The 26,953-nt window shown below is 66.5% G+C and carries 26 protein-coding genes and 1 pseudogene; all 27 read left to right on the top strand.

Features of this window, described 5'->3' with window-relative positions; genetic code table 11:
* Positions 1–419: 419 nt before the first annotated feature.
* On the top strand, positions 420–3,278 hold the full coding sequence (gene uvrA / locus WMK75_RS08010; RefSeq protein WP_347267152.1) for an excinuclease ABC subunit UvrA: 2,859 nt from the start codon (positions 420–422) through the stop codon (positions 3,276–3,278).
* A gap of 304 nt (positions 3,279–3,582) precedes the next feature.
* Positions 3,583–3,948 carry an NADH-quinone oxidoreductase subunit A gene (locus WMK75_RS08005; protein WP_347267151.1) on the top strand — a complete coding sequence of 122 codons (366 nt, stop codon included), beginning with the start codon at positions 3,583–3,585 and terminating at the stop codon, positions 3,946–3,948.
* Entirely contained in the window at positions 3,939–4,472 is a 534-nt protein-coding gene (locus tag WMK75_RS08000; protein ID WP_347267150.1) for an NADH-quinone oxidoreductase subunit B family protein, read from the top strand. The genes WMK75_RS08005 and WMK75_RS08000 overlap by 10 nt, the downstream gene beginning before the upstream one ends.
* Before the next feature lie 3 nt (positions 4,473–4,475).
* Positions 4,476–5,090 carry an NADH-quinone oxidoreductase subunit C gene (locus WMK75_RS07995; protein ID WP_347267149.1) on the top strand — a complete coding sequence of 205 codons (615 nt, stop codon included), beginning with the start codon at positions 4,476–4,478 and terminating at the stop codon, positions 5,088–5,090.
* Positions 5,091–5,143: 53 nt separating this feature from the next.
* Positions 5,144–6,382: an NADH-quinone oxidoreductase subunit D gene (locus WMK75_RS07990; protein WP_347267148.1), complete on the top strand. Its 1,239-nt coding sequence runs from the start codon at positions 5,144–5,146 to the stop codon at positions 6,380–6,382.
* Positions 6,382–7,083 (top strand): annotated as a pseudogene (gene nuoE, locus WMK75_RS07985) (NADH-quinone oxidoreductase subunit NuoE); the annotation flags it as partial. The gene WMK75_RS07990 and the pseudogene nuoE, both read left to right, overlap by 1 nt.
* A 41-nt stretch (positions 7,084–7,124) precedes the next feature.
* Entirely contained in the window at positions 7,125–7,724 is a 600-nt protein-coding gene (locus WMK75_RS07980) for a hypothetical protein (protein ID WP_347267147.1), read from the top strand.
* Positions 7,724–7,969 carry a DUF5337 domain-containing protein gene (locus WMK75_RS07975; protein ID WP_347267146.1) on the top strand — a complete coding sequence of 82 codons (246 nt, stop codon included), beginning with the start codon at positions 7,724–7,726 and terminating at the stop codon, positions 7,967–7,969. Before WMK75_RS07980 ends, WMK75_RS07975 begins: the two co-directional genes overlap by 1 nt.
* Positions 7,970–7,973: 4 nt before the next feature.
* Positions 7,974–9,269, top strand: coding sequence for an NADH-quinone oxidoreductase subunit NuoF (gene nuoF / locus WMK75_RS07970; protein ID WP_347267145.1), 1,296 nt, complete (start codon positions 7,974–7,976; stop codon positions 9,267–9,269).
* Positions 9,270–9,275: 6 nt separating this feature from the next.
* Complete coding sequence (locus WMK75_RS07965; RefSeq protein WP_347267144.1) at positions 9,276–9,734, top strand: DUF5333 domain-containing protein; 459 nt, start codon at positions 9,276–9,278, stop codon at positions 9,732–9,734.
* Positions 9,731–10,177 carry a hypothetical protein gene (locus tag WMK75_RS07960; protein WP_347267143.1) on the top strand — a complete coding sequence of 149 codons (447 nt, stop codon included), beginning with the start codon at positions 9,731–9,733 and terminating at the stop codon, positions 10,175–10,177. Before WMK75_RS07965 ends, WMK75_RS07960 begins: the two co-directional genes overlap by 4 nt.
* 148 nt (positions 10,178–10,325) lie before the next feature.
* On the top strand, positions 10,326–12,395 hold the full coding sequence (gene nuoG / locus WMK75_RS07955; protein WP_347267142.1) for an NADH-quinone oxidoreductase subunit NuoG: 2,070 nt from the start codon (positions 10,326–10,328) through the stop codon (positions 12,393–12,395).
* 11 nt (positions 12,396–12,406) lie between these two features.
* Entirely contained in the window at positions 12,407–13,174 is a 768-nt protein-coding gene (locus WMK75_RS07950) for a hypothetical protein (protein WP_347267141.1), read from the top strand.
* 18 nt (positions 13,175–13,192) lie between these two features.
* The gene (gene nuoH / locus WMK75_RS07945) at positions 13,193–14,230 is read left to right on the top strand and encodes an NADH-quinone oxidoreductase subunit NuoH (RefSeq protein ID WP_347267140.1); all 1,038 of its coding nucleotides are present in this window, start codon (positions 13,193–13,195) and stop codon (positions 14,228–14,230) included.
* 2 nt (positions 14,231–14,232) lie between these two features.
* Positions 14,233–14,562 carry a TM2 domain-containing protein gene (locus WMK75_RS07940; protein WP_347267139.1) on the top strand — a complete coding sequence of 110 codons (330 nt, stop codon included), beginning with the start codon at positions 14,233–14,235 and terminating at the stop codon, positions 14,560–14,562.
* A 1-nt stretch (position 14,563) separates the two neighbouring features.
* Positions 14,564–15,055 (top strand): NADH-quinone oxidoreductase subunit NuoI, encoded by a 492-nt coding sequence (gene nuoI, locus WMK75_RS07935; RefSeq protein ID WP_347267138.1) that lies wholly within the window; start codon positions 14,564–14,566, stop codon positions 15,053–15,055.
* Positions 15,052–15,456 (top strand): carboxymuconolactone decarboxylase family protein, encoded by a 405-nt coding sequence (locus WMK75_RS07930; protein ID WP_347267137.1) that lies wholly within the window; start codon positions 15,052–15,054, stop codon positions 15,454–15,456. Before nuoI ends, WMK75_RS07930 begins: the two co-directional genes overlap by 4 nt.
* Positions 15,453–16,055 carry an NADH-quinone oxidoreductase subunit J gene (locus WMK75_RS07925; RefSeq protein WP_347267136.1) on the top strand — a complete coding sequence of 201 codons (603 nt, stop codon included), beginning with the start codon at positions 15,453–15,455 and terminating at the stop codon, positions 16,053–16,055. The genes WMK75_RS07930 and WMK75_RS07925 overlap by 4 nt, the downstream gene beginning before the upstream one ends.
* A gap of 105 nt (positions 16,056–16,160) precedes the next feature.
* Positions 16,161–16,466, top strand: coding sequence for an NADH-quinone oxidoreductase subunit NuoK (nuoK, locus tag WMK75_RS07920; protein ID WP_347267135.1), 306 nt, complete (start codon positions 16,161–16,163; stop codon positions 16,464–16,466).
* Between the two features lie 6 nt (positions 16,467–16,472).
* Positions 16,473–18,578 (top strand): NADH-quinone oxidoreductase subunit L, encoded by a 2,106-nt coding sequence (gene nuoL, locus WMK75_RS07915; protein ID WP_347267134.1) that lies wholly within the window; start codon positions 16,473–16,475, stop codon positions 18,576–18,578.
* Position 18,579: 1 nt separating this feature from the next.
* Complete coding sequence (locus tag WMK75_RS07910; protein ID WP_347267133.1) at positions 18,580–20,118, top strand: NADH-quinone oxidoreductase subunit M; 1,539 nt, start codon at positions 18,580–18,582, stop codon at positions 20,116–20,118.
* A gap of 9 nt (positions 20,119–20,127) precedes the next feature.
* Entirely contained in the window at positions 20,128–21,606 is a 1,479-nt protein-coding gene (nuoN, locus tag WMK75_RS07905; RefSeq protein ID WP_347267132.1) for an NADH-quinone oxidoreductase subunit NuoN, read from the top strand.
* Positions 21,599–22,357 carry a biotin--[acetyl-CoA-carboxylase] ligase gene (locus WMK75_RS07900; protein ID WP_347267131.1) on the top strand — a complete coding sequence of 253 codons (759 nt, stop codon included), beginning with the start codon at positions 21,599–21,601 and terminating at the stop codon, positions 22,355–22,357. The genes nuoN and WMK75_RS07900 overlap by 8 nt, the downstream gene beginning before the upstream one ends.
* Positions 22,358–22,360: 3 nt before the next feature.
* Complete coding sequence (locus WMK75_RS07895; RefSeq protein WP_347267130.1) at positions 22,361–23,140, top strand: type III pantothenate kinase; 780 nt, start codon at positions 22,361–22,363, stop codon at positions 23,138–23,140.
* Entirely contained in the window at positions 23,133–24,809 is a 1,677-nt protein-coding gene (locus WMK75_RS07890; RefSeq protein ID WP_347267129.1) for a ribonuclease J, read from the top strand. The genes WMK75_RS07895 and WMK75_RS07890 overlap by 8 nt, the downstream gene beginning before the upstream one ends.
* A 49-nt stretch (positions 24,810–24,858) precedes the next feature.
* Positions 24,859–25,560, top strand: a complete 702-nt coding sequence (locus tag WMK75_RS07885; protein WP_347267128.1) for a tRNA (guanine(46)-N(7))-methyltransferase TrmB — start codon at positions 24,859–24,861, stop codon at positions 25,558–25,560.
* 58 nt (positions 25,561–25,618) lie between these two features.
* Entirely contained in the window at positions 25,619–26,950 is a 1,332-nt protein-coding gene (gene aroA / locus WMK75_RS07880) for a 3-phosphoshikimate 1-carboxyvinyltransferase (protein ID WP_347267127.1), read from the top strand.
* Positions 26,951–26,953: the final 3 nt, after the last annotated feature.

Raw genomic sequence — 26,953 nt, 5'->3', positions numbered from 1 at the left:
GTCGCGCCCGCCCGCGCGGCTTGCGCTACGCCGGGGGCTCCGCGCGCGGCCTCCTACACCATCACCCGGGACACGGCGCCTGGACCGGTTGGGCCACAGTGCTGTCGCGCATCGATGATGTGTCCGAGGCCAGGCCCTGCAGCGCCTGGAATCCGTGGCGCTGAGCCTCGATTCCGTGCATGGGGGGATGACGGCGCCACGGAAAGCCCGGGCTCCATCCGGGCCCGAGTCCCGTGCCTTTGCCGCGCAGGTCAGTCTGAAGCGCCATCGGGAGCCAACTGGACCCGCGACCGGCAACGCCTTTTTCTGGCCGATCCCGACGCCAATGTTCGCGCGATGTTCCGTTTGCGGTTGCCATTTCCGTTTTCATGCCTATCTGATGCGCTTGGCGGAATCAGGACGTGATCAGGACTGACGCGATGGAACAGAAGTTCATCGAGGTTCGCGGCGCGCGCGAACACAATCTGAAGAATGTGGACATGGACATTCCCCGCGACAGGCTGGTGGTGATCACCGGCCTGTCGGGTTCGGGCAAGTCCAGCCTGGCCTTCGACACCATCTATGCCGAGGGGCAGCGACGCTATGTCGAAAGCCTGTCGGCCTATGCGCGGCAGTTCCTCGACATGATGGGCAAGCCGGATGTGGATCATATCAGCGGCCTGTCCCCGGCGATCTCGATCGAGCAGAAGACGACCTCGAAGAACCCGCGCTCGACCGTGGGCACGGTGACAGAGATCTACGACTATCTGCGGCTGCTCTTTGCCCGCGCCGGCACGCCCTATTCCCCCGCCACCGGCCTGCCGATCGAGGCGCAGCAGGTGCAGGACATGGTCGACCGGGTGATGGACCTGCCCGAGGGCACGCGCGCCTATCTGCTGGCCCCGATCATCCGCGACCGCAAGGGGGAATACCGCAAGGAGTTCCTGGAACTGCGCAAGCAGGGCTTCCAGCGCGTCAAGGTGAACGGCGCCTTCCACGATCTGGACGATCCGCCCGTGCTGGACAAGAAGTTCCGCCACAATATCGACGTGGTGGTGGATCGCATCCTGGTGCGCGAGGGCATGCAGACGCGGCTGGCCGACAGTTTCCGCACCGCGCTGGATCTGGCCGACGGCATCGCGCTGCTGGAAACCGCGCCCGCTGCGGGCGAGCCAGAGCGACTGACCTTCAGCGAGAATTTCGCCTGCCCGGTTTCCGGCTTTACCATCCCCGAGATCGAGCCGCGGCTTTTCTCTTTCAACGCGCCCTTCGGCGCCTGCCCGACCTGTGACGGGCTGGGGGTCGAACTGTTCTTCGACGACCGGCTGGTGGTGCCGGATCAGGCGCTGTCGCTGGCCCAGGGCGCGATCGCCCCCTGGGCCAAGTCGAAATCCTCCTATCTGACCCAGACCGTGAACGCGCTGGCGAAATTCTATGGTTTCGACAAGAAGACCCCGTGGAAGGACCTGCCCGAGACGGTGCGCGAGATGTTCCTGCGCGGCTCGGGCGAGGATCAGATCCCCTTCCGCTTTGACGATGCCGGCCGCGTCTATGAGGTCAGCCGCCAGTTCGAGGGCGTGATCCCGAACATGGAGCGGCGCTTGCGCGAAAGCGACTCGGCTTGGGTGCGCGAGGAATTCGAGAAATATCAGAACAACCGCCCCTGCGGCGCCTGCGCCGGCTATCGGCTGAAACCCGAGGCGCTGGCGGTCAGGATCGCGGGCCACCATATCGGCAATGTCACCGAACTGTCGATCCGCGAGGCGCTGGCCTGGGTGCGGGACGCGCCCAATCATCTGAGCCGGCAGAAGAACGAGATCGCCGCCGCCATCCTGAAGGAAATCCGCGAAAGGCTGGGATTTCTGGTCAATGTGGGCCTCGATTACCTGACGCTGTCGCGCGCCGCCGGCACGCTCTCGGGCGGGGAAAGCCAGCGGATCCGGCTGGCGAGCCAGATCGGCTCGGGGCTGACCGGCGTGCTTTATGTGCTGGACGAGCCCTCGATCGGGCTGCACCAGCGTGACAACGACCGCCTGCTTGCGACGCTGAAAGGGCTGCGCGACCAGGGCAATTCGGTCATCGTGGTCGAGCATGACGAGGACGCGATTCGCCACGCGGACTATGTCTTTGACATGGGGCCGGGGGCGGGGGTGCATGGCGGGCAGGTGGTCGCCCGGGGCACGCCGGCCGAGATCGCCGCCGATCCCGGCAGCCTGACCGGGCAATACCTGTCCGGGGCGCGCGAGATCGCGCTGCCGGCGGAACGGCGCAAGGGCAATGGCAAGGCGGTGAAGGTCGTCGGCGCCACCGGCAACAATCTGAAAAATGTCACGGCCGAATTTCCGCTGGGCAGGTTCGTCTGCGTCACCGGCGTCTCGGGCGGCGGCAAGTCCACCCTGACGATCGAGACCCTGTTCAAGACCGCCAGCCTGCGGCTGAACGGCGCCCGCCAGACCCCGGCGCCTTGCGAAACGATCAAGGGGCTGGAACTGCTCGACAAGGTCATCGACATCGACCAGCGCCCGATCGGGCGCACGCCGCGCAGCAATCCCGCCACCTATACCGGCGCCTTCACCCCGATCCGCGACTGGTTCGCCGGCCTGCCAGAGGCGAAGGCGCGCGGCTACAAGCCCGGCCGCTTCAGCTTCAACGTCAAGGGCGGGCGCTGCGAGGCCTGCCAGGGCGACGGGGTCATCAAGATCGAGATGCATTTCCTGCCCGATGTCTATGTCACCTGCGAGACCTGCAAGGGCCAGCGCTACAACCGTGAGACGCTGGAGGTGCTGTTCAAGGGCAAGTCCATCGCCGATGTGCTGGATATGACCGTCGAGGATGCGCAGGAATTCTTCCGCGCCGTGCCCTCGATCCGCGAAAAGATGGATGCGCTGGTCGAGGTCGGGCTTGGCTATATCAAGGTCGGCCAGCAGGCGACGACACTCTCGGGCGGCGAGGCGCAGCGGGTGAAGCTCAGCAAGGAACTGTCGCGGCGGGCGACCGGCAAGACCCTGTATATCCTGGACGAACCGACCACGGGCCTGCATTTCGAGGATGTGCGCAAGCTGCTCGAGGTCCTGCATTCACTGGTCGATCAGGGCAATACGGTGGTGGTGATCGAGCACAATCTGGATGTGATCAAGACCGCCGACTGGATCATCGACATCGGCCCCGAGGGCGGCGACGGCGGCGGGCGCATCGTCGCCACCGGCACGCCCGAGGCGGTGGCCCGCGTGGCGGAAAGCCATACCGGACGCTATCTGGCGCCGCTGCTGGCGGCAACACGGCAGCGCGCCGCCGAGTGATCGCCGCCGGCGCGGCCTTTCGTCGCAGCCCGGCCAGTTGCGGCCTGCGGGCGCGGTTCCGGCTGCGCCGAGCGGCGCTGCGGCAGGGGCGGAGCGACATCCGGGCCGGCCCTTGTTACGCGCCGAAAGACCCAGTAAAACACTAGGAAATGACGGGCGATAGAACCGGGCAAGGGGGTCCTCGGGGGCGGTCCGACTTGGGGTCGCACCGTTGACCAATTGCGCGTCCAAGGCTAAACGGGCCTAAGCCAAACCCATCGCGGGCGCCACTCGGGCTCTTGCGAGCGAAAGGGAGCCCGATTCAGTGGAATATCTGCTGCAAGAATACCTGCCGATCCTGGTTTTTCTGGGAATGGCCTCGGCCCTCGCCCTGGTCCTGATTCTGGCGGCGGCGGTGATCGCCGTGCGCAACCCGGACCCGGAAAAGGTCAGCGCCTATGAATGCGGCTTCAATGCCTTCGACGATGCGCGGATGAAATTCGACGTGCGTTTCTATCTGGTGTCGATCCTGTTCATCATCTTCGACCTCGAGGTGGCGTTCCTGTTTCCCTGGGCGACCGGCTTTGCCACGCTGTCGGATGTGGCCTTCTGGGGCATGTTCGTGTTCCTGGGCGTGCTGACCGTCGGCTTCGCCTATGAATGGAAGAAGGGGGCGCTGGAATGGGCGTGATGACCGGTGCCAATACGGCCGGCGCGGACCGTGAATATGCCACGGCCGAGCTGAACCGCGAGTTGCAGGACAAGGGCTTCCTGCTGACCACGACCGAGGACATCATCAACTGGGCGAGGAACGGCTCGCTGCACTGGATGACCTTCGGCCTGGCTTGCTGCGCGGTCGAGATGATGCATACCGCGATGCCGCGCTATGACCTCGAACGCTTTGGCACCGCGCCGCGCGCATCCCCGCGCCAGTCCGACCTGATGATCGTCGCCGGCACCCTGACCAACAAGATGGCACCGGCGCTGCGCAAGGTCTATGACCAGATGCCCGAGCCGCGCTATGTCATCTCGATGGGCAGCTGCGCCAATGGCGGCGGCTATTACCATTATTCCTATTCGGTGGTGCGCGGCTGCGACCGCGTGGTTCCGGTGGACATCTATGTCCCGGGCTGCCCGCCGACCGCCGAGGCGCTGCTTTACGGCATCTTGCAACTTCAGCGCCGCATCCGGCGCACCGGCACGCTGGTGAGGTGAGCCATGTCTGACGAGGCCCTTCTGGAACTGGCCGAGCATATCGCCCTGAAGCGCGGCAATGACGTGATCTCGACCGCGGTCGCCTTTGGCGAGTTGACGGTGAACGCCACGCTGTCGGGCGTGGTCGGGTTGATCGATTTCCTGCGCAGCGATGCGAACTGCCGCTTCTCGACGCTGATCGACCTGACGGCGGTGGACAATCCCGCCCGCCCGGCGCGCTTCGACCTGGTCTATCACCTGCTGTCGATGTATCAAAACCAGCGCATCCGGGTGAAGGTCCAGGTGCGCGAGGACGAGATTGTGCCCAGCCTGACCGGGGTGTTCCCCGGCGCTGGCTGGTATGAGCGCGAGGTGTTCGACATGTTCGGCATCCTGTTCTCGGGCCACGGTGACCTGCGCCGCATCCTGACCGATTACGGTTTCCGCGGCCATCCGCTGCGCAAGGACTTTCCGACCACCGGCTATGTCGAGGTGCGCTGGAACGACGACGAGAAGCGTGTCGTCTACGAGCCGGTTAACCTGGTGCAGGAATACCGCCAGTTCGACTTCCTCTCGCCCTGGGAGGGTGCGAAATACGTGCTTCCGGGCGACGAGAAGGCGCCCGAGGCAAAGAAATGATCGCGGCTGCGCAGCGCCGTCTGCGTGCCAGGCAAGGGATTTGAGGGCTGACCATGGACGGCGACATCCGCAAGAACAGCTATGACGACGGCTTGACCGACGCCCTGACCGGCGAGCAGAGCATCCGCAACTTCAACATCAACTTCGGTCCCCAGCACCCGGCCGCGCATGGCGTGCTGCGTATGGTGCTGGAACTGGACGGCGAGATCGTCGAACGCGCCGATCCGCATATCGGCCTGCTGCATCGCGGCACCGAAAAGCTGATGGAAAGCCGCACCTATCTGCAGAATCTGCCCTATCTGGACCGGCTGGATTACGTCGCGCCGATGAACCAGGAACATGCCTGGTGCCTGGCGATCGAGCGCCTGACCGGCACGACCATCCCGCGCCGCGCCAGCCTGATCCGGGTGCTGTATTCGGAAATCGGCCGTATCCTGAACCATCTGCTGGGCATCACCACCGGCGCGCTGGACGTGGGCGCGCTGACGCCGCCGCTCTGGGGCTTCGAGGCCCGCGAAGAGCTGATGATCTTTTACGAGCGTGCCTGCGGGGCGCGGCTGCATGCCGCCTATTTCCGGCCCGGCGGCGTGCATCAGGACCTGCCGCCCGACCTGCTGGACGACATCGAGGAATGGTGCGGCCGCTTTCCGCAGCTGGTCGACGACATCGACGTGCTGCTGACGGAAAACCGCATCTTCAAGCAGCGCCTGGTCGATATCGGCATCGTCACCGAGGCCGATGCGCTGGACTGGGGCTATAGCGGCGTCATGCTGCGCGGCTCGGGCCTGGCCTGGGACCTGCGCCGCAGCCAGCCCTATGAATGCTATGACGAATTCGACTTCCAGATCCCGGTCGGCAAGAACGGCGACTGCTATGACCGCTACCTGTGCCGCATGGCCGAGATGCGCGAATCGTGCAAGATCATGCTGCAGGCGATCAAGAAGCTGCGGGCCGAACCCGCCGGCGACGTGCTGGCGCGCGGCAAGCTGACGCCGCCCCGGCGCGGCGAGATGAAGCGCGACATGGAAAGCCTGATCCACCACTTCAAGCTTTACACCGAGGGTTTCAAGGTTCCCGCCGGCGAGGTCTATGCCGCCGTCGAGGCCCCCAAGGGCGAATTCGGCGTCTACATGGTGGCCGACGGCAGCAACCGGCCCTGGCGCGCCAAACTGCGCGCCCCCGGGTTCGCGCATCTGCAATCCATCGACTGGATGTCCAGGGGCCACATGCTGGCGGATGTCCCGGCGATCATCGCCACGCTCGACATCGTTTTCGGAGAGGTTGACCGCTGATGTTCCGCCGTCTGTCCCCCATCCAGCCTGAATCCTTTGAATTCACCGCCGCGAACCTCGCCTGGGCGCGCGGCCAGATGACCAAGTTCCCGGAAGGCCGCCAGCAATCCGCGATCATCCCGGTTCTGTGGCGCGCGCAGGAACAGGAGGGCTGGCTGAGCCGTCCCGCCATCGAATATTGCGCCGACCTGCTGGGCATGCCCTATATCCGCGCTCTGGAAGTGGCGACCTTCTATTTCATGTTCCAGCTCTCGCCGGTGGGCAGCGTGGCGCATATCCAGATCTGCGGCACCACGACCTGCATGATCTGCGGCGCCGAGGATCTGATCCGCGTCTGCAAGGAAAAGATCGCCGCCGATCCGCACATGCTGTCGGCCGATGGCCGCTTCAGCTGGGAAGAGGTCGAGTGCCTCGGCGCCTGCGCCAATGCGCCGATGATCCAGGTGGGCAAGGATTTCTACGAGGACCTGACCGCAGAAAAGCTCTCGGCGCTGATCGACCGCTTTGCCGCTGGCGAGGTGCCGGTGCCCGGGCCGCAGAACGGCCGTTTCGCCGCCGAGCCGCTGGGCGGGCCGGTGGCGCTGGCGCATCTGAAGGGCACCGATGAAAGCCATAACGGCAGCGTCGGCCGGGCGCTGAAGCTTGGCGACACGATCAAGCGCATCGACGGATCCGAAGTTCCGCTCTCGACGCCGTGGCTTGCCGCGCGCCAGAACGCCTGAGCGGGGAAGGGATGATGGCCATGGGACAGGCGGATCTGGACAGGACCTGCTGGATCTTGGCGGGGATCGCCGGGGTGCTGGTGCTGCTGTTCAGCGCCGGCATCGGCAGCACCTCGATGCTGGGCGGGCTGTTTCTCGGCGCCATCGCCACCTGGTTCATCGGCGCGACCCTGGGCTGGCTGCTGCGGCGCGTGCCTGCGGACGCGACGCTGCCCGGTCCGGTGGTCGGCACCACGCCCGAGGAATGGCAGGCGACGCAGCGCGCCGCGCCCGCGCCGGCACCCGCGGCGCCCCGGCCGGCGCAGTCCGGTCCGCGGCTGCCCATCGTCGCCGGCACGCTGCCGGCGGGCTGGGCGGAGGAACCCGCGCCGGGCGCCGACGATCTGCAGCGCATCAAGGGCGTCGGCCCCAAGATCTCGGACTGGCTGCGCGACAATGGCATCACCAGCTTTGCCCAGATCGCCGCCTGGGATGCCGGGGCGGTCGCCGATGTGGCGCAGCGCCTCGGGCGGCTTGGCGGGCGCATCGAGGCCGAGGACTGGGTGGGCCAGGCGCAGCTTCTGGCCGCGGGCGGCGAGACGGCGCATTCGCGCCGTCATGACGGGGGCGGGGCGGGCTGATGGGCCGCCCGAAGGAACAGGGTGTTGCGGTCGCGGATGCGGGCCAGGCGCGGCTGGCGGCGGCGGTGATCGCCGCGACCATGCTGCTGTGGCTTGCGGTGCAATGGCTGGGGGGCCAGATGGGCTGGCCCGCGAAATACGCCTTTCTCGCCGATCTTCTGGCGATTGGGGCCTTGATCTGGTCGCTGACGGTGACCTGGCGGATCTGGCGGCGGCGCAATGCGTCCTCGCAGGGACAAGGATAAGACGATGCTGAACGATCAGGACCGGATCTTTACGAACATCTACGGCATGGGCGACCGCAGCCTTGCCGGCGCGAAGAAGCGTGGCTGCTGGGACGGCACCGCCGGCATCATCCAGCGCGGCCGCGATGCCATCGTCAACGAGATGAAGGCCTCGGGCCTGCGTGGCCGCGGCGGCGCGGGTTTCCCAACCGGGATGAAATGGTCCTTCATGCCCAAGGAATCCGACGGCCGCCCGGCCTATCTGGTGATCAACGCCGACGAATCTGAACCCGCGACCTGCAAGGACCGCGAGATCATGCGCCACGACCCGCATACGCTGGTCGAGGGCGCGCTGATCGCCAGCTTTGCCATGGGCGCGCATGCCGCCTACATCTACATCCGCGGCGAGTTCATCCGCGAGCGCGAGGCCCTGCAGGCCGCCATCGACGAATGCTATGACGCGGGGCTGCTGGGCCGGAACGCCGCCGGCTCGGGCTGGGATTTCGACCTGTTCCTCAGCCACGGCGCCGGCGCCTATATCTGCGGCGAGGAAACCGCGCTGCTGGAAAGCCTCGAGGGCAGGAAGGGCATGCCGCGCATGAAGCCGCCCTTCCCGGCGGGCGCGGGGCTTTACGGCTGCCCGACCACGGTCAACAATGTCGAATCGATCGCCGTGGTGCCGACCATCCTGCGCCGCGGCGGCGAATGGTTCGCGGGCTTTGGCCGCCCGAACAACGCGGGCGTCAAGCTGTTCGGCATGACCGGCCACGTCAATACCCCCTGCGTGGTCGAGGAGGCCATGTCGATCCCCATGCGCGAGCTGATCGAAAAGCATGGCGGCGGCGTGCGCGGCGGCTGGAAGAACCTCAAGGCGGTGATCCCCGGCGGCGCCTCCTGCCCGGTGCTGACCGCGGCGCAATGCGAAAACGCCATCATGGATTACGACGGCATGCGCGAGCTGAAATCCAGCTTCGGCACCGCCTGCATGATCGTGATGGATCAGGACACCGACATCATCAAGGCGATCTGGCGTCTGTCCAAGTTCTTCAAGCACGAAAGCTGCGGCCAGTGTACGCCCTGCCGCGAGGGCACCGGCTGGATGATGCGCGTCATGGAACGCCTGGTGCGCGGCGAGGCCGAGGTCGAGGAGATCGACATGCTGTTCGACGTGACCAAGCAGGTCGAGGGCCACACCATCTGCGCCCTTGGCGACGCTGCCGCCTGGCCGGTCCAGGGTCTGATCCGCAATTTCCGCGAGGAGATCGAGGACCGCATCAAGGCCAAGCGCAGCGGGCGCATGGGCGCCCTGGCGGCGGAGTAGGCACATATGGTCCGGCGCCCCGACAGCATGGCGACACGCATCCCCCCCCGGGGCGGGCTGCGCCTGCGCGGGGCCGGGGCAGGGGCGTTGCTGGTGGCGCTGCTGGCCGTGCCCGCCGCGGCACTTGAACCGCTGTCGGCTGAAAAGCACATCAACGACCGGCTGATCGCGGCGCGCATCGCCGACCGCATCCGCCGGACCTGCCCGACGATCAACGGCCGCCTGCTGTTCGCCTATGGCGAGGCGCGCAAGCTGCGCCGCTATGCCGAGCAGAAGGGCTACAGCGCGGCGCAGATCGACGCTTTTCTGGACGACAAGTCGGAAAAGGCCCGCGTCTATGCCGTGGCCGAGGATTATCTGGCGCGCAAGGGTGCCAGGGCCGACGATCCCGAAAGCTTCTGCCGCCTCGGAAGGCAGGAGATCGCGAACAACAGCATCATCGGCAGCCTTCTGGTGGCGAAATGAAGCGCTGGCTGAACCCGATCGCGATCGCGCTGATGGCGGCTTCGGCGCTGGCGATGATCGCCGCCGACGGCTTTGCCGGCGAGCCTTCGCGGCCCTTCGCGCCCACGGCGCAGAAGTTCTTCCTGGATTTCGACCTGCTCGCCCCGGCGGATCTGAGCTGCGACGCCAGCGGGCCCGGGGTGCGCGTGCATCGAAGCCGCGACCTGGTGGGCAAGCCGGTGCTGCGGGTGACCGGCAATGCCGCCGGCGCCGAGATCACCTGTTCGCGCCCCGATGGCAGCCGTTTCACCACCGCGGCCAACCGCCTGCAGTTCTACAACAGTGCCGAGCCCGTCCGGGCGACCGTGACCTTCCAGCCGGGCAGGGACGCGATGACCGCGGTCCTGCGCCGGGGAGAGCGGATCGTCGAGGTCGCGCATGGCGCCTTTGTCAGGGTGCCGTGATGGAACACATGCGCATGCAGAACCCGGTGCAAGACGAAACCCGGCCAGCCCCCACCCGGCCAGCCTTCGGCCAGCATTCACAGCGCGCGGACAGCGACCGGCAGGGCGCCGGCATGACGCCGTTCCGTGCGGAATAAGGAAAGACAAGATGGCAGATCTTCGCAAGCTCAAGATCGACGATGTGATTGTCGAGGTCGATCCGAACCTGACCCTGATTCAGGCCTGCGAGCAGGCGGGGATCGAGATCCCGCGCTTTTGCTATCACGAGCGGCTGTCGATCGCCGGCAACTGCCGCATGTGCCTGGTCGAGGTGGTGGGCGGCCCGCCCAAGCCTGCCGCCTCCTGCGCCATGCAGGTGCGCGACCTGCGCCCCGGCCCCGATGGCGCGCCGTCCGAGATTCGCACCAACTCGCCCATGGTCAAGAAGGCGCGAGAGGGGGTGATGGAGTTCCTCTTGATCAACCATCCGCTGGACTGCCCGATCTGCGATCAGGGCGGGGAATGCGACCTGCAGGACCAGGCCATGGCCTACGGCGTCGATTTCTCGCGCTTTCGCGAGCCCAAGCGCGCCCTGCCCGATCTGGACATCGGGCCGCTGATCTCGACCACGATGACGCGCTGCATCTATTGCACGCGCTGCATCCGCTTCACCACCGAGGTGGCGGGCCTGAACGACATGGGCACGCTGGGCCGCGGCGAGGATACCCGCGTCACCACCTATGCCAATGAGATGCTGCCTATCGACGGCGAGGATGCCGTGCATGCCGCGCTGCGCGCGGTGATGGATTCGAATCTGCAGGGCAATGTGATCGACCTGTGCCCGGTGGGCGCGCTGACCTCGAAACCCTATGCCTTCACCGCCCGGCCCTGGGAACTGACCAAGACCGAATCGATCGACGTGATGGACGCGCTCGGCTCGTCGATCCGCATCGACACCAAGGGCCGCGGGGTCATGCGCATCCAGCCGCGCAACCATGACGGTGTGAACGAGGAATGGATCAGCGACAAGACCCGTTTCATCTGGGACGGGCTGCGCCGCCAGCGCCTGGACAAGCCCTATATCCGTGAAAACGGCCGGCTGCGCGCCGCGACCTGGCCCGAGGCGCTGGAGGCCGCCGCGACGGCGATGAAGGGCCGCAAGCTGGCCGGCCTGATCGGCGATCTGGTGCCGGTCGAGGCCGCCTTCAGCCTGAAACAGCTGGTCGAAGGCTTGGGCGGCAAGGTCGAATGCCGCACCGATGGCGCGCGCCTGCCGGCGGGCAACCGCTCGGCCTATGTCGGCACGGCCCGGATCGAGGATATCGACCATGCCGCGATGATCCATCTGATCGGCACCAACCCGCGCGACGAGGCACCGGTGCTGAACGCGCGCATCCGCAAGGCCTGGCTGCGCGGCGCCCGCGTCAGCCTGGTGGGCGATCTGGCCGATCTGACCTATGAGGTCACGCATCTGGGCAACGACCGCGCGGCGCTGGCCAGGCTCTCGGGGCTTGAGGTCACCGACGCCGCCCGCGCCGAGCCCAGCATCGTCATCATTGGCCAGGGCGCCATCCGCGAGGCCGACGGCGAGGCGGTGCTGGCGCATGCGATGAAGCTGTGCGAGGCGACGGGCTCGAAGCTTTTGGTGCTGCACAGCGCTGCCAGCCGCGTCGGTGCCATGGATGTGGGTGCGGTGACCGAGGGCGGGCTGCTGGCCGCCATCGACGGCGCCGAGGTGATCTACAACCTGGGCGCCGATGAGGTCGACATCGCCGCCGGCCCGCTGGTGATCTATCAGGGCAGCCATGGCGACCGCGGCGCGCACCGGGCCGACATCATCCTGCCCGGCGCCTGCTATACTGAGGAAAACGGCCTGTTCGTGAACACCGAGGGCCGGCCGCAACTGGCGATGCGGGCCAATTTCGCCCCCGGCGACGGCAAGGAGAACTGGGCGATCCTGCGCGCGCTTTCGGCGGAACTGGGCGCGACCCTGCCCTGGGACAGCCTTGCCGGCCTGCGCCGCAAGCTGGTCGAGGCGGTGCCGCATCTGGCGCAGATCGACCGCGTGCCGGAAAACGCCTGGACGCCGCTGACCCGGCTGGACCTGGGCAGCGCCGACTTCCGGCCGCTGATCCGGGATTTCTACCTGACGAACCCCGTCGCGCGCGCCTCGCCGCTGATGGGGGAACTTTCGGCGATGGCGGCCGCTCGCAACGGCCAGGCGCTGGCGGCGGAGTGACGGTGATGCGGATGGGCCGGCTTGCACTGCTGACCGGGATGGGCGCCGCGGCGTTGCTGGCGGGCTGCGGCGCGGGCGGTGTGGATTCGCGCCCGCAGCCCAAGCCCGACGAGCTGGGCGTGGCGGTGCTGCAAAGCGATGCCGGCGCGCCCGACAAGAAGATACTGACCCGCGGCCGCATCTCGACCAAGTCCGGCGAGATCCTGATCCTGGAACCCGACGGTTCGGTGACCGAGATGAAGCTCGATTCACCCGCGGGCCGCGACGCCTTCGCGGTCAGCGAGGCGGATCTGATGGCGCTGAACGCCAATCTGCAGCTTGACCTGTCGGGCATGGCGGACATGGGGCCGGTGCGCCGGCGCGCGCCGACCGCCCAGGAAAAGGCGCTGGCCGAGTTCAAGGCCCGCACCCAGCCGATGCGGCTGAATCTGCCTGCGGCCTTCGCGGCCGAGCCGAAGGATTTCATCGGCGCAAGCGTGGCGGGGATCGGCCCGGCGCGCAAGGGCGCGGACGGGCTGGTGGAAGTGCAGGCCAGGCTGCGCGGCGGGGTGGACGCGGACACGGCCTTCGCCTATGCCACATGCGCGCTGGCCAGTTGGGCCGAGGCAAACGGCACGCCCTATGCCCGCCACATCCGCACCCTGCGCGACAAGCGCGATGGCAAGATCGTCGTCGGCTCGGTCTTTGCGCTTTCGGGCAGCCAGCCGATGGGGCTGACGGTGATGACAACGAATGAGACCTTGCAGGAATGCAAGGCGCGCGGCATTCCCGCGGCGTGAGGAGAGGGACGAAAGATCATGGCTGAATTCTGGGCCTCGCCCTATGGTTTCGCGCTCATCCTGCTGTTGCAGGGGCTGGCGATCATCGCCTTCGTCATGGGATCGCTGATCTTCATGGTCTATGGCGACCGCAAGATCTGGGCGGCGGTGCAGATGCGCCGCGGCCCGAACGTGGTCGGCCCCTGGGGCCTGCTGCAGACCTTCGCCGACGCGCTGAAGTTCATCGTCAAGGAGATCGTCGTCCCGGCGGGCGCGGACAAGTTCGTGTTCTTCCTTGCGCCCTTCCTGTCGATGATGCTGGCGCTGTTCGCCTTCGCGGCCGTGCCCTTCGACCAGGGCTGGGTGATGGCCAATATCAACGTCGGCATCCTGTTCATCTTTGCCGCCTCCTCGCTTGAGGTCTACGGCGTGATCATGGGCGGCTGGGCCTCGAACTCGAAATACCCGTTCCTCGCGGCCCTGCGTTCGGCGGCGCAGATGATCTCCTACGAGGTGTCGATGGGGCTGATCATCATCGGCGTCATCATCTCGGCCGGGTCGATGAACCTGACCGAGATCGTCGAGGCGCAGCGCGGCGATTTCGGCCTGCTGAACTGGTTCTGGCTGCCGCACCTGCCGATGATGGTGCTGTTCTTCATCTCGGCGCTGGCCGAGTGCAACCGCCCGCCCTTCGATCTGGCCGAGGCCGAATCGGAACTGGTCGCGGGCTTCATGACCGAATATTCCTCGACGCCCTACCTGCTGTTCATGGCTGGCGAATACATCGCCATGTATCTGATGTGCGCCATGCTGTCCTTGCTGTTCTTCGGCGGCTGGCTGTCGCCCATCCCCTTCATCGCCGACGGCTGGTGGTGGATGGTCATCAAGATGTGGTTCTGGTTTTACATGTTCTCGATGGTCAAGGCGATCGTGCCGCGCTACCGCTACGACCAGTTGATGCGCATCGGCTGGAAGGTGTTCCTGCCGCTGTCGCTGGGCTGGGTGGCGCTGGTGGCGATCCTCGCCCGCTATGGGGTGCTGGGCGGCTTCTGGGCGCGCTTCGCGGTGGGGGGCTGAAGATGACATCGAACCCCAATCCAAGCCTGCCCTCATCGCCGGTGTCCAATGACACGCTTGCGCTGATGAAGTTCCAGAGCCGGGCCAAATCGACAGGGACAGCCTATCTGCTGTGGTTTTTCCTGGGCAGCCTGGGCGGGCACCGCTTTTACCTGGGCAAGACCGGCACCGCCATGTTGATGCTGGCCTGCACGGTCATCGGCCTGTTCACGCTGTTTCCGCTTCTGGTGACGCTCCTGATCGGCCTTTACGACCTTTTTACGTTGCCGTCTCAGGTGCGGGCGATCAACGACGGCCTGATGGCTGACATATCAAGTGGGAAGGGGAGCTGAGATGGCCTTCGATTTCGCGCGGGCGACCAAGTATTTCCTGCTGTGGGATTTCATCCTCGGCTTCAAGGTCGGCATGAAATATTTCGTCGCGCCCAAGCCGACGCTGAACTATCCCCATGAAAAGGGCCCGCTGTCGCCGCGTTTTCGCGGCGAGCACGCGCTGCGGCGCTATCCGAACGGCGAGGAACGCTGCATCGCCTGCAAGCTGTGCGAGGCGGTCTGCCCGGCCCAGGCGATCACCATCGACGCCGAGCCGCGCGACGACGGCTCGCGCCGCACCACGCGCTATGACATCGACATGACGAAATGCATCTTCTGCGGCTTCTGCCAGGAGGCCTGCCCGGTCGATGCCATTGTCGAGGGGCCGAATTTCGAATACGCCACCGAGACCCGCGAAGAGCTGTTCTATGACAAGCAGAAGCTGCTTGCGAACGGCGAGCGCTGGGAATCCGAGATTGCCCGCAACCTGCAACTGGACGCGCCCTACAGATGACCGACGCATTCACCAGGCTTTTTGCGCAGATGCTGGCCTCGGGCCAGGAGATGGCGCGCGCGTTCAACCCGGCGCTTGAGCATTTCGACATGCGGGCCATGGAAAAGCTGGTGCCGACGATCCCCGCCGACATGCTGGAGATGTGGTTCGGCAAGACCTTCAACCGCGAGGGGCTGGACGCCAGGACGCGGCTGCTGCTGACCATCGGCGCGATCACCGTCCAGGGCGCCCTCGCCGAGCCGCAGCTGCGCGTGACCATCCGGCAGGCGCTTGCCGCCGGCGCCACCAAACGCGAGATCGCCGAGACGATCTTTCAGATGAGCATGTTCGGCGGGCTGCCTGCGATGCAGAAGGCGCTTGAGATCGCCCAGAGCGTCTATGCCGAGGAGGACGAGGAATGATGACCTTCGCTTTCTACCTGTTCGCGATCAGCGCATGCGTCGCGGGCTTCGGGGTGGTGATCGGGCGCAACCCGGTGCATTCGGTGCTGTGGCTGATCCTGGCCTTTTTCTCGGCTGCGGGTCTGTTCGTGCTGCAGGGGGCGGAATTCGTCGCCATGCTGCTGGTCATCGTCTATGTCGGCGCGGTGGCGGTGCTGTTCCTGTTCGTGGTGATGATGCTGGACGTGGATTTCGCCAAGCTCAGGGGCGAGCTGGCGCGCTATCTGCCGCTGGCGCTGCTGATCGCGGCGGTGCTGCTGGCGCAGCTCGGCATCGCATTCTCGGGCTGGACGCCGGCCGAGACCGCGGCCGATCTGCGCGCCGCGCCGGTCACCGCCGGGGCCGAGAACACCCGCGACCTGGCGCTGGTGCTTTACGACCGCTATCAGCTGATGTTCCAGATGGCGGGGCTGGTGCTGCTGGTGGCGATGATCGGGGCGATCGTGCTGACCATGCGCCACCGCCGCGACATCAAGCGCCAGAACGTGCTGGAGCAGATGTGGCGCGACCCCGCCAAGACCATGGAACTGAAGGATGTGAAGCCGGGGCAGGGACTTTAGGCCCCGCGCCTCCCGCCGGGGCGGGCCAGCCAATTCGGGCCGCGGCGCGCGGCCCATGTAGCGAACGGATATTCAACGGGTGAACGACCCGGAGGGACCAGGACGATGATCGGATTGACTCATTATCTTGTTGTGGGGGCGATACTTTTCGTCACCGGCATTTTCGGGATCTTCGTGAACCGAAAGAACGTCATCGTCATCCTGATGTCGGTCGAACTGATGCTTCTGGCGGTGAACATCAATTTCGTCGCCTTTTCGGCCCATCTGGGCGATCTGACCGGCCAGGTGTTCACCATGTTCGTGCTGACCGTGGCCGCGGCCGAGGCCGCCATCGGTCTGGCGATCCTGGTGGTCTTCTTCCGCAACCGCGGCACGATCGCGGTCGAAGATGTCAACGTGATGAAGGGATAAGGGGCCATGGAGAAGATCGTCCTTTTTGCGCCCCTGGTCGGGGCGCTGATCGCAGGCCTCGGATGGCGCGCCATCGGCGAGAAGGCAGCGCAATACCTGACCACCGGCCTTCTGTTCCTGTGCTGCCTGATCAGCTGGTATCTGTTCCTCAGCTTTGACGGCACGCCCTATCGGGTGCCGGTGCTGGACTGGGTGGTGTCGGGCGATTTCCACACCGAATGGGCCATCCGCATGGACCGGCTGACGGCGATCATGCTGATCGTGGTGAACACGGTCTCGGCGCTCGTGCACATGTATTCGCTGGGCTATATGGCCCATGACGACAACTGGACGCATGACGAGGCCTATCGCGCCCGTTTCTTCGCCTATCTGTCGCTGTTCACCTTCGCCATGCTGATGCTGGTCACCGCCGACAACATCCTGCAGATGTTCTTCGGCTGGGAGGGCGTGGGCCTGGCCTCGTATCTGCTGATCGGCTTCTACTACAAGAAGGAAAGCGCCAACGAGGCGGCGATGAAGGCCTTCATCGTGAACCGCGTCGGCGACTTCGGCTTCCTTTTGGGGATCTTCGGCCTCTACTGGCTGACCGGCTCGCTGAAATTCGACGAGATCTTCGCGCAGGTGCCCGAGATCGCCCAGACCAGCATGACCTTCCTGTGGCGCGACTGGAACGCCGCGAACATCCTGGGCTTCCTCTTGTTCGTCGGCGCCATGGGCAAGTCGGCGCAGCTGCTGCTGCACACCTGGCTGCCCGACGCGATGGAGGGCCCGACCCCGGTCTCGGCGCTGATCCACGCCGCGACCATGGTGACCGCCGGCGTCTTCCTGGTCTGCCGCATGTCGCCGCTTTACGAATTCGCGCCTGACGCCAAGAACATCATCGTCATCATCGGCGCCAGCACGGCCTTCTTTGCCGCCACGGTGGGCCTGGTGCAGAACGACATCAAGCGGGTCATCGCCTATTCGACCTGTTCGCAGCTGGGCTACATGTTCGTGGCCGCGGGTGTGGGCGTCTATTCGGTGGCGATGTTCCACCTGCTGACGCATGCCTTCTTCAAGGCCATGCTGTTTCTGGGCGCCGGCTCGGTCATCCATGCCATGCATCACGAACAGGACATGCGCAATTACGGCGGGCTGCGGAAAAAGATTCCGCTGACATTCTGGGCGATGATGATCGGCACGCTGGCCATCACCGGCGTCGGCATTCCGCTGACCCATATCGGCTTTGCCGGCTACCTGTCCAAGGACGCGGTCATCGAAAGCGCCTGGGCGGGCAGCAACTATGCCTTCTGGCTGCTGGTGATCGCGGCCTGCTTCACCAGCTTCTACAGCTGGCGGCTGATGTTCATGACCTTCTACGGCAAGCCGCGGGGCGATCATCATGCGCATGACCACGCGCATGAAAGCCCGCATGTGATGACCATCCCGCTGGGCGCGCTGGCCATCGGCGCGATATTCTCGGGCATGGTCTGGTACGGGCCTTTCTTCGGCGACCATGACAAGGTGACCAGCTTTTTCCATATCCCCGGTGCGCATGCGACCGCCGAGCCGGCGCCCGAAGCCGGCCCGGCGACCGCCGAGGCCCCCGTGGCCGCGCCGGCCGCCGAGCATGGCGCCAGCGATGCCGCGCCGGCCGCGGATCACGCCGCGGTGGCGGCCCCGGTCGGCGGTGCGATCTTCATGCACCCGGGCAACACGATCATGGACGACGCGCACCACGCCCCGGCCTGGGTCAAGGTTTCGCCCTTCATCGCCATGCTGCTGGGCCTGGTCGTCGCCTTCTTCTTCTACATCGTCAATCCGACGCTGCCGCGGCGCCTGGCGCAGCAGCAGCCGGGGCTTTACCAGTTCCTGCTGAACAAGTGGTATTTCGACGAGATCTACCACATCGTCTTTGTCCGCGGCGCGCAATGCCTCGGGCGCCTGCTGTGGAAGGGCGGCGATGTCGGCGTCATTGACGGCACCATCAACGGGGTCTCCATGGGGCTGATCCCGAGGCTAACGCGCGCGGCGGTCCGCGTGCAATCGGGCTATCTGTTCCACTACGCCTTCGCGATGGTCCTGGGCATCGTAGGCTTTCTGATCTGGGTGATGATGCGGGGCGCGCACTGACATGACGAACCTTCTTTCCATCATCACCTTCCTGCCGATCGTCGCCGCGATCATCATGGCGCTGTTCCTGCGCGGCGATGACGAGGCGACGGCGCTGAATGCCAAATGGCTGTCGCTGCTGGCGACGACGGCCACCTTCGTGATCTCGCTCTTCGTGCTGTTCCGTTTCGACCCGGCCAATACCGGCTTCCAGTTCGTCGAGGACCAGCCCTGGATCATGGGGCTGCGCTACAAGATGGGCGTGGACGGGATTTCGGTGCTGTTCGTGCTGCTGACCACCTTCCTGATGCCGTTGACCATCCTCTCGGCCTGGCATGTCGAGGTGAAGGTCAAGGACTACATGATCGCCTTCCTGGTGCTGGAAGGGCTGATGATCGGCGTGTTCACCGCGCTGGACTTGGTGCTGTTTTACCTGTTCTTCGAGGGCGGGCTGATCCCGATGTTCCTGATCATCGGCATCTGGGGCGGCAAGGACCGCATCTATGCCAGCTTCAAGTTCTTCCTCTACACCTTCCTCGGCTCGGTGCTGATGCTGGTGGCGATGATCGCCATGTATCGCATGGCGGGCACCACCGACATCGTGGCGCTGCTGGCGTTCGACTTCCCCTCGGACAGCTTCCGCCTGCTGGGCGTCACCGTGCTGGGCGGCATGCAGATGCTGCTGTTCCTGGCCTTCCTGGCCAGCTTTGCCGTCAAGCTGCCGATGTGGCCGGTCCACACCTGGCTGCCCGATGCCCACGTTCAGGCGCCCACCGCCGGTTCGGTGCTGCTGGCCGCGGTGCTGCTGAAGATGGGCGGCTACGGCTTCCTGCGCTTTTCGCTGCCGATGTTCCCGGTCGCCTCGGACATCATGCAGCCGGTGATGTTCTGGCTGTCGGCCACCGCCATCGTCTATACCTCGCTGGTGGCGCTGGTGCAGACCGACATGAAGAAGGTCATCGCCTATTCCTCGGTCGCGCATATGGGCTATGTCACACTGGGCACCTTCGCGGCGAACCAGATCGGCATCGACGGCGCCATCTTCCAGATGCTGTCGCACGGCTTCATCTCGGGGGCGCTGTTTCTTTGCGTCGGCGTGATCTATGACCGCATGCACACGCGCGAGATCGCGGCCTATGGCGGGCTGGTGAACCGCATGCCGGCCTATGCGGCGGTGTTCATGTTCTTTACCATGGCCAATGTCGGCCTGCCCGGCACCTCGGGCTTCGTGGGCGAGTTCCTGACCCTGATGGGCGCGTTCCGGGCCGATACCTGGGTGGCTCTGTTCGCGACCTCGGGGGTGATCCTGTCGGCCGCCTATGCGCTGTGGCTTTACCGCCGCATCAGCATGGGGCAGCTGGTGAAGGAAAGCCTGAAGGCGATCACCGACATGAGCTCGCGCGAGCGCTGGGTATTCATCCCGCTGATCGTGATGACGCTGCTGCTGGGCGTTTATCCGCGCCTCGTCACCGATGTGACCGGCCCGGCCGTCGCCGCGCTGATCAATGACTACAACCAGAGCCAGCCGGTGGCGCCCGCCGCCGCTGAGACCAGCCACTAGGGGACGGCCATGACCTCGCTCGACTTCTCGACCATTCTGCCCGAGGTGGTGCTGGCCGTCTACGTGCTTGCCGCATTGATGGCGGGGGCCTTCTTCGGCAAGGACAGGCTGGCGCGGACGCTGCTGTGGACCACGGTGCTGGCGCTGCTGATCGTCACCGCGATGATCGGCTTCGGCGACGGCGCCGATGTCACCGCCTTTCATGACATGTTCATCAACGACGGCTATGCGCGCTTTGCCAAGGTGGTGACGCTGATCGCCGCCGCCTCGGTGCTGGCGATGAGCGCCGATTACCTGCAGCGGCGCAACATGCTGCGCTTCGAGGTGCCGATCCTGGTCACGCTTGCGGTGCTGGGGATGCTGTTCATGGTCTCGGCGGGCGATCTGCTGACGCTTTACATGGGGCTGGAACTGCAGTCGCTGGCGCTTTACGTCATCGCCGCCATGCGCCGCGATTCCGTGCGCTCCTCCGAGGCGGGGCTGAAGTATTTCGTGCTCGGCTCGCTCAGCTCGGGGCTGCTGCTTTATGGCGCCTCGCTGGTCTACGGCTTTGCCGGCACCACCACCTTCACCGGCATCATCGCCACGCTGCAGGCGGGGCATCTGTCGCTGGGCATGCTGTTTGGCCTGGTGTTCCTGCTGCTCGGCCTCAGCTTCAAGGTCTCGGCGGTGCCCTTCCACATGTGGACCCCCGATGTCTATGAGGGCTCGCCCACGCCGGTCACCGCCTTCTTCGCCACCGCGCCGAAGGTCGCGGCCATGGCGCTGATCGCGCGGCTGGTCTTCGACGCCTTCGGTCATGTCGTCGCCGACTGGAGCCAGGTCATCGCCGCGCTGGCGGTGATGTCGATGTTCCTTGGCGCGGTCGGCGGGATCGGCCAGACCAATTTCAAGCGCCTGATGGCCTATTCCTCGATCTCGCACATGGGTTTTGCCCTGGTCGGGCTGGCGGCCGGCACCGCGGTCGGGGTGCAGACCATGCTGATCTACATGACCATCTATGCGATCATGAACGTCGGCACCTTCGCCTTCATCCTGTCGATGGAGCGCGACGGCGTGCCGGTCACCGACCTTGCCTCGCTGAACCGTTTCGCCAATGCCGAACCGCTGAAGGCGCTGGCGGTGCTGGTGCTGATGTTCAGCCTTGCCGGCGTGCCGCCGACGCTGGGCTTCTTTGCCAAGTTCGGGGTGCTGATGGCGGCGGTCGATGCGAACATGGCCTGGCTGGCGGTGCTGGGCGTCATCGCCTCGGTCATCGGCGCCTTCTATTACCTGCGCATCGTCTATTACATCTATTTCGGTGGCGAATCCGACGGCATGACCAGCCGCATGGATGTGGCGCAATATCTGGCATTGCTGGTGCCGGCGCTGATCATGGTCGTGGGCGCGGTCACCATGTTCGGGGTCGATGCCGCCGCCGGGCGCGCCGCGCAGTCGCTGGTCTCGGCACCGCTGGCACAAGCCGCCGCGCCGGCGCAAGGTGAGTGATCCCTGGCCCCAGGGCGTCGCCCGCCATGTGCTGGCCCGCAGCGACAGCACCAATGCCGAGGCGCTGAGACTGGCGCCCGGCCTTTCGGGACCGGCCTGGATCATGGCCCGCGAACAGTTCGCGGGCCGTGGCCGTCGCGGCCGCGACTGGGCGATGCCGGCGGGAAACTTCGCCGCCACCCTGGTCTTGCGGCCGCGCGGCGGGGCGCTGGCGGCGGCGCAACTGTCCTTCGTCGCGGCGCTGGCGCTTTACGACGCGCTGGCGCTGGCCTGCGGGCCGGCGGTGCGCCTGGCGATCAAATGGCCCAATGACGTGCTGCTGAACGGCGGCAAGGTCGCCGGCATCCTGCTGGAAAGCGCCGGCGCCGGCGCGGATCTGCAGGCCGTCGCGGTGGGCATCGGGGTGAACCTGGCCGAGGCCCCCGATCCCGGCCGCATCGAGGCCCGCGCCATCGCCCCGGTCTCGGTCCGCGGCGAAAGCGGCCACAGCGTCAGCCCCGAGGAATTCCTCGACCTGCTGGCCCCGGCCTTCGCCCGCTGGCAGGCGCAGCTGGACACCTACGGCTTTGCGCCGATCCGCAGCGCCTGGCTGGCGCGCGCCGCGAAACTGGGCGAGCCGATCGTGGCCCGCACCGGCACGGCGGAAAGCCACGGCATCTTCGAGGGCATCGACGAGCAGGGCGCGCTGATCCTGCGCGGCGCCGCCGGGCGCCAGATCCTGCCCGCCGCCGACGTGTTCTTCGGGGGCTGAACCATGCTGCTGTGCATCGACACCGGCAATACCAACACCGTGTTCTCGGTCTGGGACGGGGCGGGATTCGCCGGCATGTGGCGGATCTCGACCGATCACCGGCGCACGGCGGACGAATATTTCGTCTGGCTCTCGACGCTGATCTCGTTGCAGAAGCTGGAGCTGCAGATCACCGATTGCATCATCAGCTCGACCGCGCCGCGGGTGGTTTTCAATCTGCGCGTGCTGTGCAACCGCTATTTCGACACGCGCCCGCTGGTCGTCGGCCGGCCGGACTGCCTGCTGCCGGTGACGCCGCGGGTGGATGAGGGGGTGACCGTCGGTCCCGACCGGCTGGTGAACACCTGGGGCGCCTTCGACCGCCACGGCCCGGACCTGATCGTGGTCGATTTCGGCACCGCCACCACCTTCGACGTGGTGGACCGCGACGGCGCCTATGCCGGCGGGGTGATCGCACCGGGGGTGAACCTGTCGCTCGAGGCGCTGCACATGGGCGCCGCCAGCCTGCCGCATGTCGATGTGACCATGCCGGGCAAGGTGATCGGCACCAATACCGTGGCCTGCATCCAGTCGGGCATCTACTGGGGCTATGTCGGGCTGGTGCAGGGCGTGGTCGACAAGATCCGCGCCGAGCGCGCCCGCCCGATGAAGGTCGTCGCCACCGGCGGACTTGCGCCGCTGTTCGCGCAGGGTTTCGATGTCTTCGACGCGATCGAGGACGATCTGACCATGCACGGCCTGCGGCTGATCCATGATTACAACAAGGAGATGGGCAATGGCTGAGCGCCTGATCTATCTGCCGCTGGGCGGCGCGGGCGAAATCGGCATGAATGCCTATGTCTATGGCCATGGCGAGCCGGGGCGCGAAAGGCTGATCGTCGTCGATCTGGGGGTGACCTTCGGCGACATGGACAGCGCCCCGGGCATCGACCTGATCATGGCCGACATCGCCTGGCTCGAGCAGAACCGCGACCGCATCGAGGCGATCTTCATCACCCACGGGCATGAGGACCATATCGGCGCCCTGGGCCTGTTGTGGTCCCGGCTGCAAAAGCCGGTGCATTGCCGGCGCTTTACCGCCGCCTTGGCCCGCCTGAAGATGGAGGAGGCCGGCCAGCCGGTCGAGCAGATCCACATCCACGCCCCGCGCCCCGAGACCGTCACCGCCGGACCGTTCCGGGTGCAGTTCGTGCCGGTCAGCCACTCCATCCCGGAAAGCTCGGCGCTGATCATCGACACGCCGGCCGGCCGCATCGTGCATACCGGCGATTTCAAGCTGGACGGCACGCCGGTGGTGGGCGAACGCTTTGACCCGGTGCTCTGGCACGAGATCGCCCGCGAGGGCGAGGGGGTCAGGATCGTCGCCTGCGATTCGACCAATATCTTCGCCACTCATCCCGGGCGTTCGGAATCGCAGCTGGCCGAGCCGATCCGCGACTTTGTCGCGGCGCAAAGGCAGATGGTGGTGGCCACCACCTTCGCCAGCAATATCGCGCGGCTGCGCACCCTGGCCGAGGCCGGCGTCGCCTCGGGGCGGCAGATCTGCCTGCTGGGCCGGGCGATGCGGCGCATGCTCACCGCCGCGATCGAGACCGGCATCCTGACCGGCTTTCCGCCGGTGATCGCCCCCGAGGAGGCGGCGGGACTGGCGCGCGACAAGGTCATGCTGATCGTCACCGGCAGTCAGGGCGAACGCCGCGCCGCCAGCGGGCAGCTGTCGCGCGGCCGCTATCTGGGCATCGACCTGCAAGAGGGCGACAGCTTCCTGTTTTCCTCGCGCACCATCCCCGGCAACGAGCGCGGCGTCCTGCGCATCCAGAACCAGCTGAGCGAGATGGGCATCGAGCTTTATGACGCCGATGACGGATTCTATCACGTCTCGGGCCATGCCAACCGCCCCGACATCGAGGCGCTGCACGAATTGCTGAAGCCGCAGATCGTCATCCCCATGCATGGCGAGCACATGCATCTGCGCGAACATGCGCAACTGGCCGAGGCGCGCGGCATCGCCTCGGCCGTCGCCACCAATGGCACCATGCTGGACCTGACCGGCAGCCGGCCGCGCGTTGCCGAGCGCATCGAGAGCGGCCGGCTCTATCTGGACGGTTCGGTGCTGATCGGCGCCATGGACGGGGTGGTGCGCGACCGCATCCGCATGGCGCTGAACGGCCATGCCATGGTCTCGATCATCGTCGATGAGGACGACAACCCGCTGCCCGATGCCTGGGTCGAACTGTCGGGCCTGCCGGGGCGGGGCCGCGCCGGCGTGCCGCTTTCGGAGCGCATCGAAAGCGATCTGGCCGGTTTCCTCGATCGCGCCGACGCGCGCACCGTCGGGGACGACGACCGGCTGGAGGAGGCGATCCGCAAGATCACCCGCCAGGTCTCCATGGAGGAGGTCGGCAAGAAGCCCGAGGTGACGGTGATCATCTCGCGTCTGGCCGCCGAATAGGCGGCGGATGGCTTGACCTTGCGCCCCGGGCCGGGCAAAGCCCCGGCCCATGAGCGAATTCGACCCGAACCCTCCGCGCCGCAACTTCTACGGTCGCCGCCACGGCAAGACCCTGCGCCAAAGCCAGAAGGGCTATTTTGCCGAAGATCTGGGCAGCCTGCGCCCGCGCGGCGTCACCCTGCAGGACAATCCCGAACGCGCGCCGATCGAGCCGGCGGCGATCTTTGGCGACGACCGCCCGCTGTGGCTGGAGGTGGGTTTCGGCGGCGGCGAGCACATGGTCCACATGGCCGCGCGCTATCCCGGGATCGGCATCATCGGCTGCGAGCCCTTCATCAACGGCGTCGCCATGCTTCTGGGCAAGATCCGCGCCGCCGGCGTCGAGAACGTCAGCGTGCATCCCGGTGACGCGCGCGACCTGATGGATGTGCTGCCCGCGGCCTCGATCAGCCGGGCCTTCCTGAACTATCCCGACCCCTGGCCGAAGGCGCGCCACCACCGCCGCCGCTTCGTCACGCCCGAACATCTGATCCCGCTGGCGCGGGTGATGCGGCCCGGCGCCGAATTCCGCGTCGCCAGCGACATCCCCGACTATATCCGCCAGACGCGCGAGGAAGTGCCGCCCGCCGGGTTCGACCTGATCCATGACAGCGTCACGCCTTGGGACGATTGGCCCGGCACCCGCTATGAACAGAAGGCGCTGCGCGAGGGCCGGGCGCCGCATTACGTCACCTTCCGTCGCCAAGGCTGATTGCCAGCGCGGCCCGTGACCGCTATCACCTTGCGCTGACACCACGAAGGGGGCCGCCATGTCACATTCCGTCGAACCGCTTGCGATGATCGCCCGCCGCTCGGGTCCGCTGGGCGGCACGGCGCAGGTGCCGGGCGACAAGTCGATCAGCCACCGCGCCCTGATCCTTGGCGCGCTTGCCGTGGGCGAAACCCGGATCAGCGGCCTGCTGGAGGGTCAGGACGTGCTGGACACGGCCGCGGCCATGCGCGCCTTCGGGGCGCAGGTCGAACGCCTGGGCGCCGGCGAATGGCGGGTCAATGGCGTTGGTGTCGGCGGCTTTCGCGAACCCGGGACGGTGATCGACTGCGGCAATTCCGGCACCGGCGTGCGGCTGATCATGGGGGCGATGGCGACGACGCCGATCAGCGCCACCTTCACCGGCGACGCCAGCCTGTCGCAGCGGCCGATGGGGCGGATCACCGACCCGCTGGAACTGTTCGGCTGCCAGGTGACGGCACGCGAGGGCAAGCGCCTGCCGCTGACCATCCAGGGCGCCGCCGATCCGGTGCCGGTGCGCTATCGCACCCCGGTCGCCAGTGCGCAGATCAAGTCGGCGGTGCTGCTGGCCGGGCTGAACGCCCCGGGCGAGACCGTGGTGATCGAGGCCGAGCCGACGCGCGATCACACCGAACGCATGCTGGTCGGTTTCGGCGCCACCATCCGCACCGAGATCACCGCAGAGGGCCATGTCATCACCCTGCAGGGCCGGCCCGAGCTGCGGCCGCAGCCGGTGGCGGTGCCGCGCGACCCCTCCAGCGCCGCCTTCCCGGTGGCGGCGGCGCTGATCGTGCCGGGGTCCGAGATCCGCGTGCCCGGCGTCAGCCGCAACCCGACCCGCGACGGGCTTTACATCACGCTGCTGGAAATGGGCGCCGACATCGCCTTTGAAAACCAGCGCGAGGAGGGCGGCGAGCCGGTCGCCGACCTCGTGGTGCGCCACGGGCCGCTGAAGGGTGTGACCGTGCCGGCAGAGCGCGCCGCCAGCATGATCGACGAATTCCCGATCCTGTCGGTCATCGCCTGCTTTGCCGAAGGCGCGACGGTGATGCAGGGCGTGCATGAATTGCGCGTCAAGGAAAGCGACCGCATCGACGCCATGGCCACCGGATTGCGCGCCAATGGCGCCGAGGTCGAGGACACGCCCGACACGATGACCGTGCACGGGCGCGGCGGGCTCAGGGGCGGGGCGGTCTGCGCCACGCATCTCGACCATCGCATCGCCATGTCCTTCCTGGTCGCGGGGCTTGCCTCCGAACAGCCGGTCAGCGTCGATGACGGCAGCCCGATCGCCACCTCGTTTCCGGATTTCCTGCCCCTGATGCGCGGCCTCGGCGCCCGCATCGATTAGCGC

Source organism: Paracoccus sp. (in: a-proteobacteria) (assembly GCF_039808215.1).
Classification (GTDB): domain Bacteria; phylum Pseudomonadota; class Alphaproteobacteria; order Rhodobacterales; family Rhodobacteraceae; genus Paracoccus.
This window is presented reverse-complemented; position numbering and strand designations above follow the sequence as displayed.

What these genes read in the sequence shown, in the direction of transcription:
- WMK75_RS07885 (WP_347267128.1), top strand. Translation starts at nt 24,859, where the DNA reads ATGAGCGAATTCGACCCGAACCCTCCGCGCCGCAACTTCTACGGTCGC.
- WMK75_RS07995 (WP_347267149.1), top strand. Translation starts at nt 4,476, where the DNA reads ATGTCTGACGAGGCCCTTCTGGAACTGGCCGAGCATATCGCCCTGAAG.
- nuoK (WP_347267135.1), top strand. Translation starts at nt 16,161, where the DNA reads ATGATCGGATTGACTCATTATCTTGTTGTGGGGGCGATACTTTTCGTC.
- WMK75_RS07980 (WP_347267147.1), top strand. Translation starts at nt 7,125, where the DNA reads ATGGGACAGGCGGATCTGGACAGGACCTGCTGGATCTTGGCGGGGATC.
- nuoI (WP_347267138.1), top strand. Translation starts at nt 14,564, where the DNA reads ATGGCCTTCGATTTCGCGCGGGCGACCAAGTATTTCCTGCTGTGGGAT.
- nuoH (WP_347267140.1), top strand. Translation starts at nt 13,193, where the DNA reads ATGGCTGAATTCTGGGCCTCGCCCTATGGTTTCGCGCTCATCCTGCTG.
- WMK75_RS07990 (WP_347267148.1), top strand. Translation starts at nt 5,144, where the DNA reads ATGGACGGCGACATCCGCAAGAACAGCTATGACGACGGCTTGACCGAC.
- WMK75_RS07940 (WP_347267139.1), top strand. Translation starts at nt 14,233, where the DNA reads ATGACATCGAACCCCAATCCAAGCCTGCCCTCATCGCCGGTGTCCAAT.
- WMK75_RS07975 (WP_347267146.1), top strand. Translation starts at nt 7,724, where the DNA reads ATGGGCCGCCCGAAGGAACAGGGTGTTGCGGTCGCGGATGCGGGCCAG.
- nuoN (WP_347267132.1), top strand. Translation starts at nt 20,128, where the DNA reads ATGACCTCGCTCGACTTCTCGACCATTCTGCCCGAGGTGGTGCTGGCC.
- WMK75_RS07960 (WP_347267143.1), top strand. Translation starts at nt 9,731, where the DNA reads ATGAAGCGCTGGCTGAACCCGATCGCGATCGCGCTGATGGCGGCTTCG.
- WMK75_RS07950 (WP_347267141.1), top strand. Translation starts at nt 12,407, where the DNA reads ATGGGCCGGCTTGCACTGCTGACCGGGATGGGCGCCGCGGCGTTGCTG.
- WMK75_RS07910 (WP_347267133.1), top strand. Translation starts at nt 18,580, where the DNA reads ATGACGAACCTTCTTTCCATCATCACCTTCCTGCCGATCGTCGCCGCG.
- WMK75_RS07965 (WP_347267144.1), top strand. Translation starts at nt 9,276, where the DNA reads ATGGTCCGGCGCCCCGACAGCATGGCGACACGCATCCCCCCCCGGGGC.
- WMK75_RS07930 (WP_347267137.1), top strand. Translation starts at nt 15,052, where the DNA reads ATGACCGACGCATTCACCAGGCTTTTTGCGCAGATGCTGGCCTCGGGC.
- aroA (WP_347267127.1), top strand. Translation starts at nt 25,619, where the DNA reads ATGTCACATTCCGTCGAACCGCTTGCGATGATCGCCCGCCGCTCGGGT.
- WMK75_RS07925 (WP_347267136.1), top strand. Translation starts at nt 15,453, where the DNA reads ATGATGACCTTCGCTTTCTACCTGTTCGCGATCAGCGCATGCGTCGCG.
- nuoL (WP_347267134.1), top strand. Translation starts at nt 16,473, where the DNA reads ATGGAGAAGATCGTCCTTTTTGCGCCCCTGGTCGGGGCGCTGATCGCA.
- WMK75_RS08000 (WP_347267150.1), top strand. Translation starts at nt 3,939, where the DNA reads ATGGGCGTGATGACCGGTGCCAATACGGCCGGCGCGGACCGTGAATAT.
- WMK75_RS07890 (WP_347267129.1), top strand. Translation starts at nt 23,133, where the DNA reads ATGGCTGAGCGCCTGATCTATCTGCCGCTGGGCGGCGCGGGCGAAATC.
- nuoG (WP_347267142.1), top strand. Translation starts at nt 10,326, where the DNA reads ATGGCAGATCTTCGCAAGCTCAAGATCGACGATGTGATTGTCGAGGTC.
- uvrA (WP_347267152.1), top strand. Translation starts at nt 420, where the DNA reads ATGGAACAGAAGTTCATCGAGGTTCGCGGCGCGCGCGAACACAATCTG.
- WMK75_RS07895 (WP_347267130.1), top strand. Translation starts at nt 22,361, where the DNA reads ATGCTGCTGTGCATCGACACCGGCAATACCAACACCGTGTTCTCGGTC.
- nuoF (WP_347267145.1), top strand. Translation starts at nt 7,974, where the DNA reads ATGCTGAACGATCAGGACCGGATCTTTACGAACATCTACGGCATGGGC.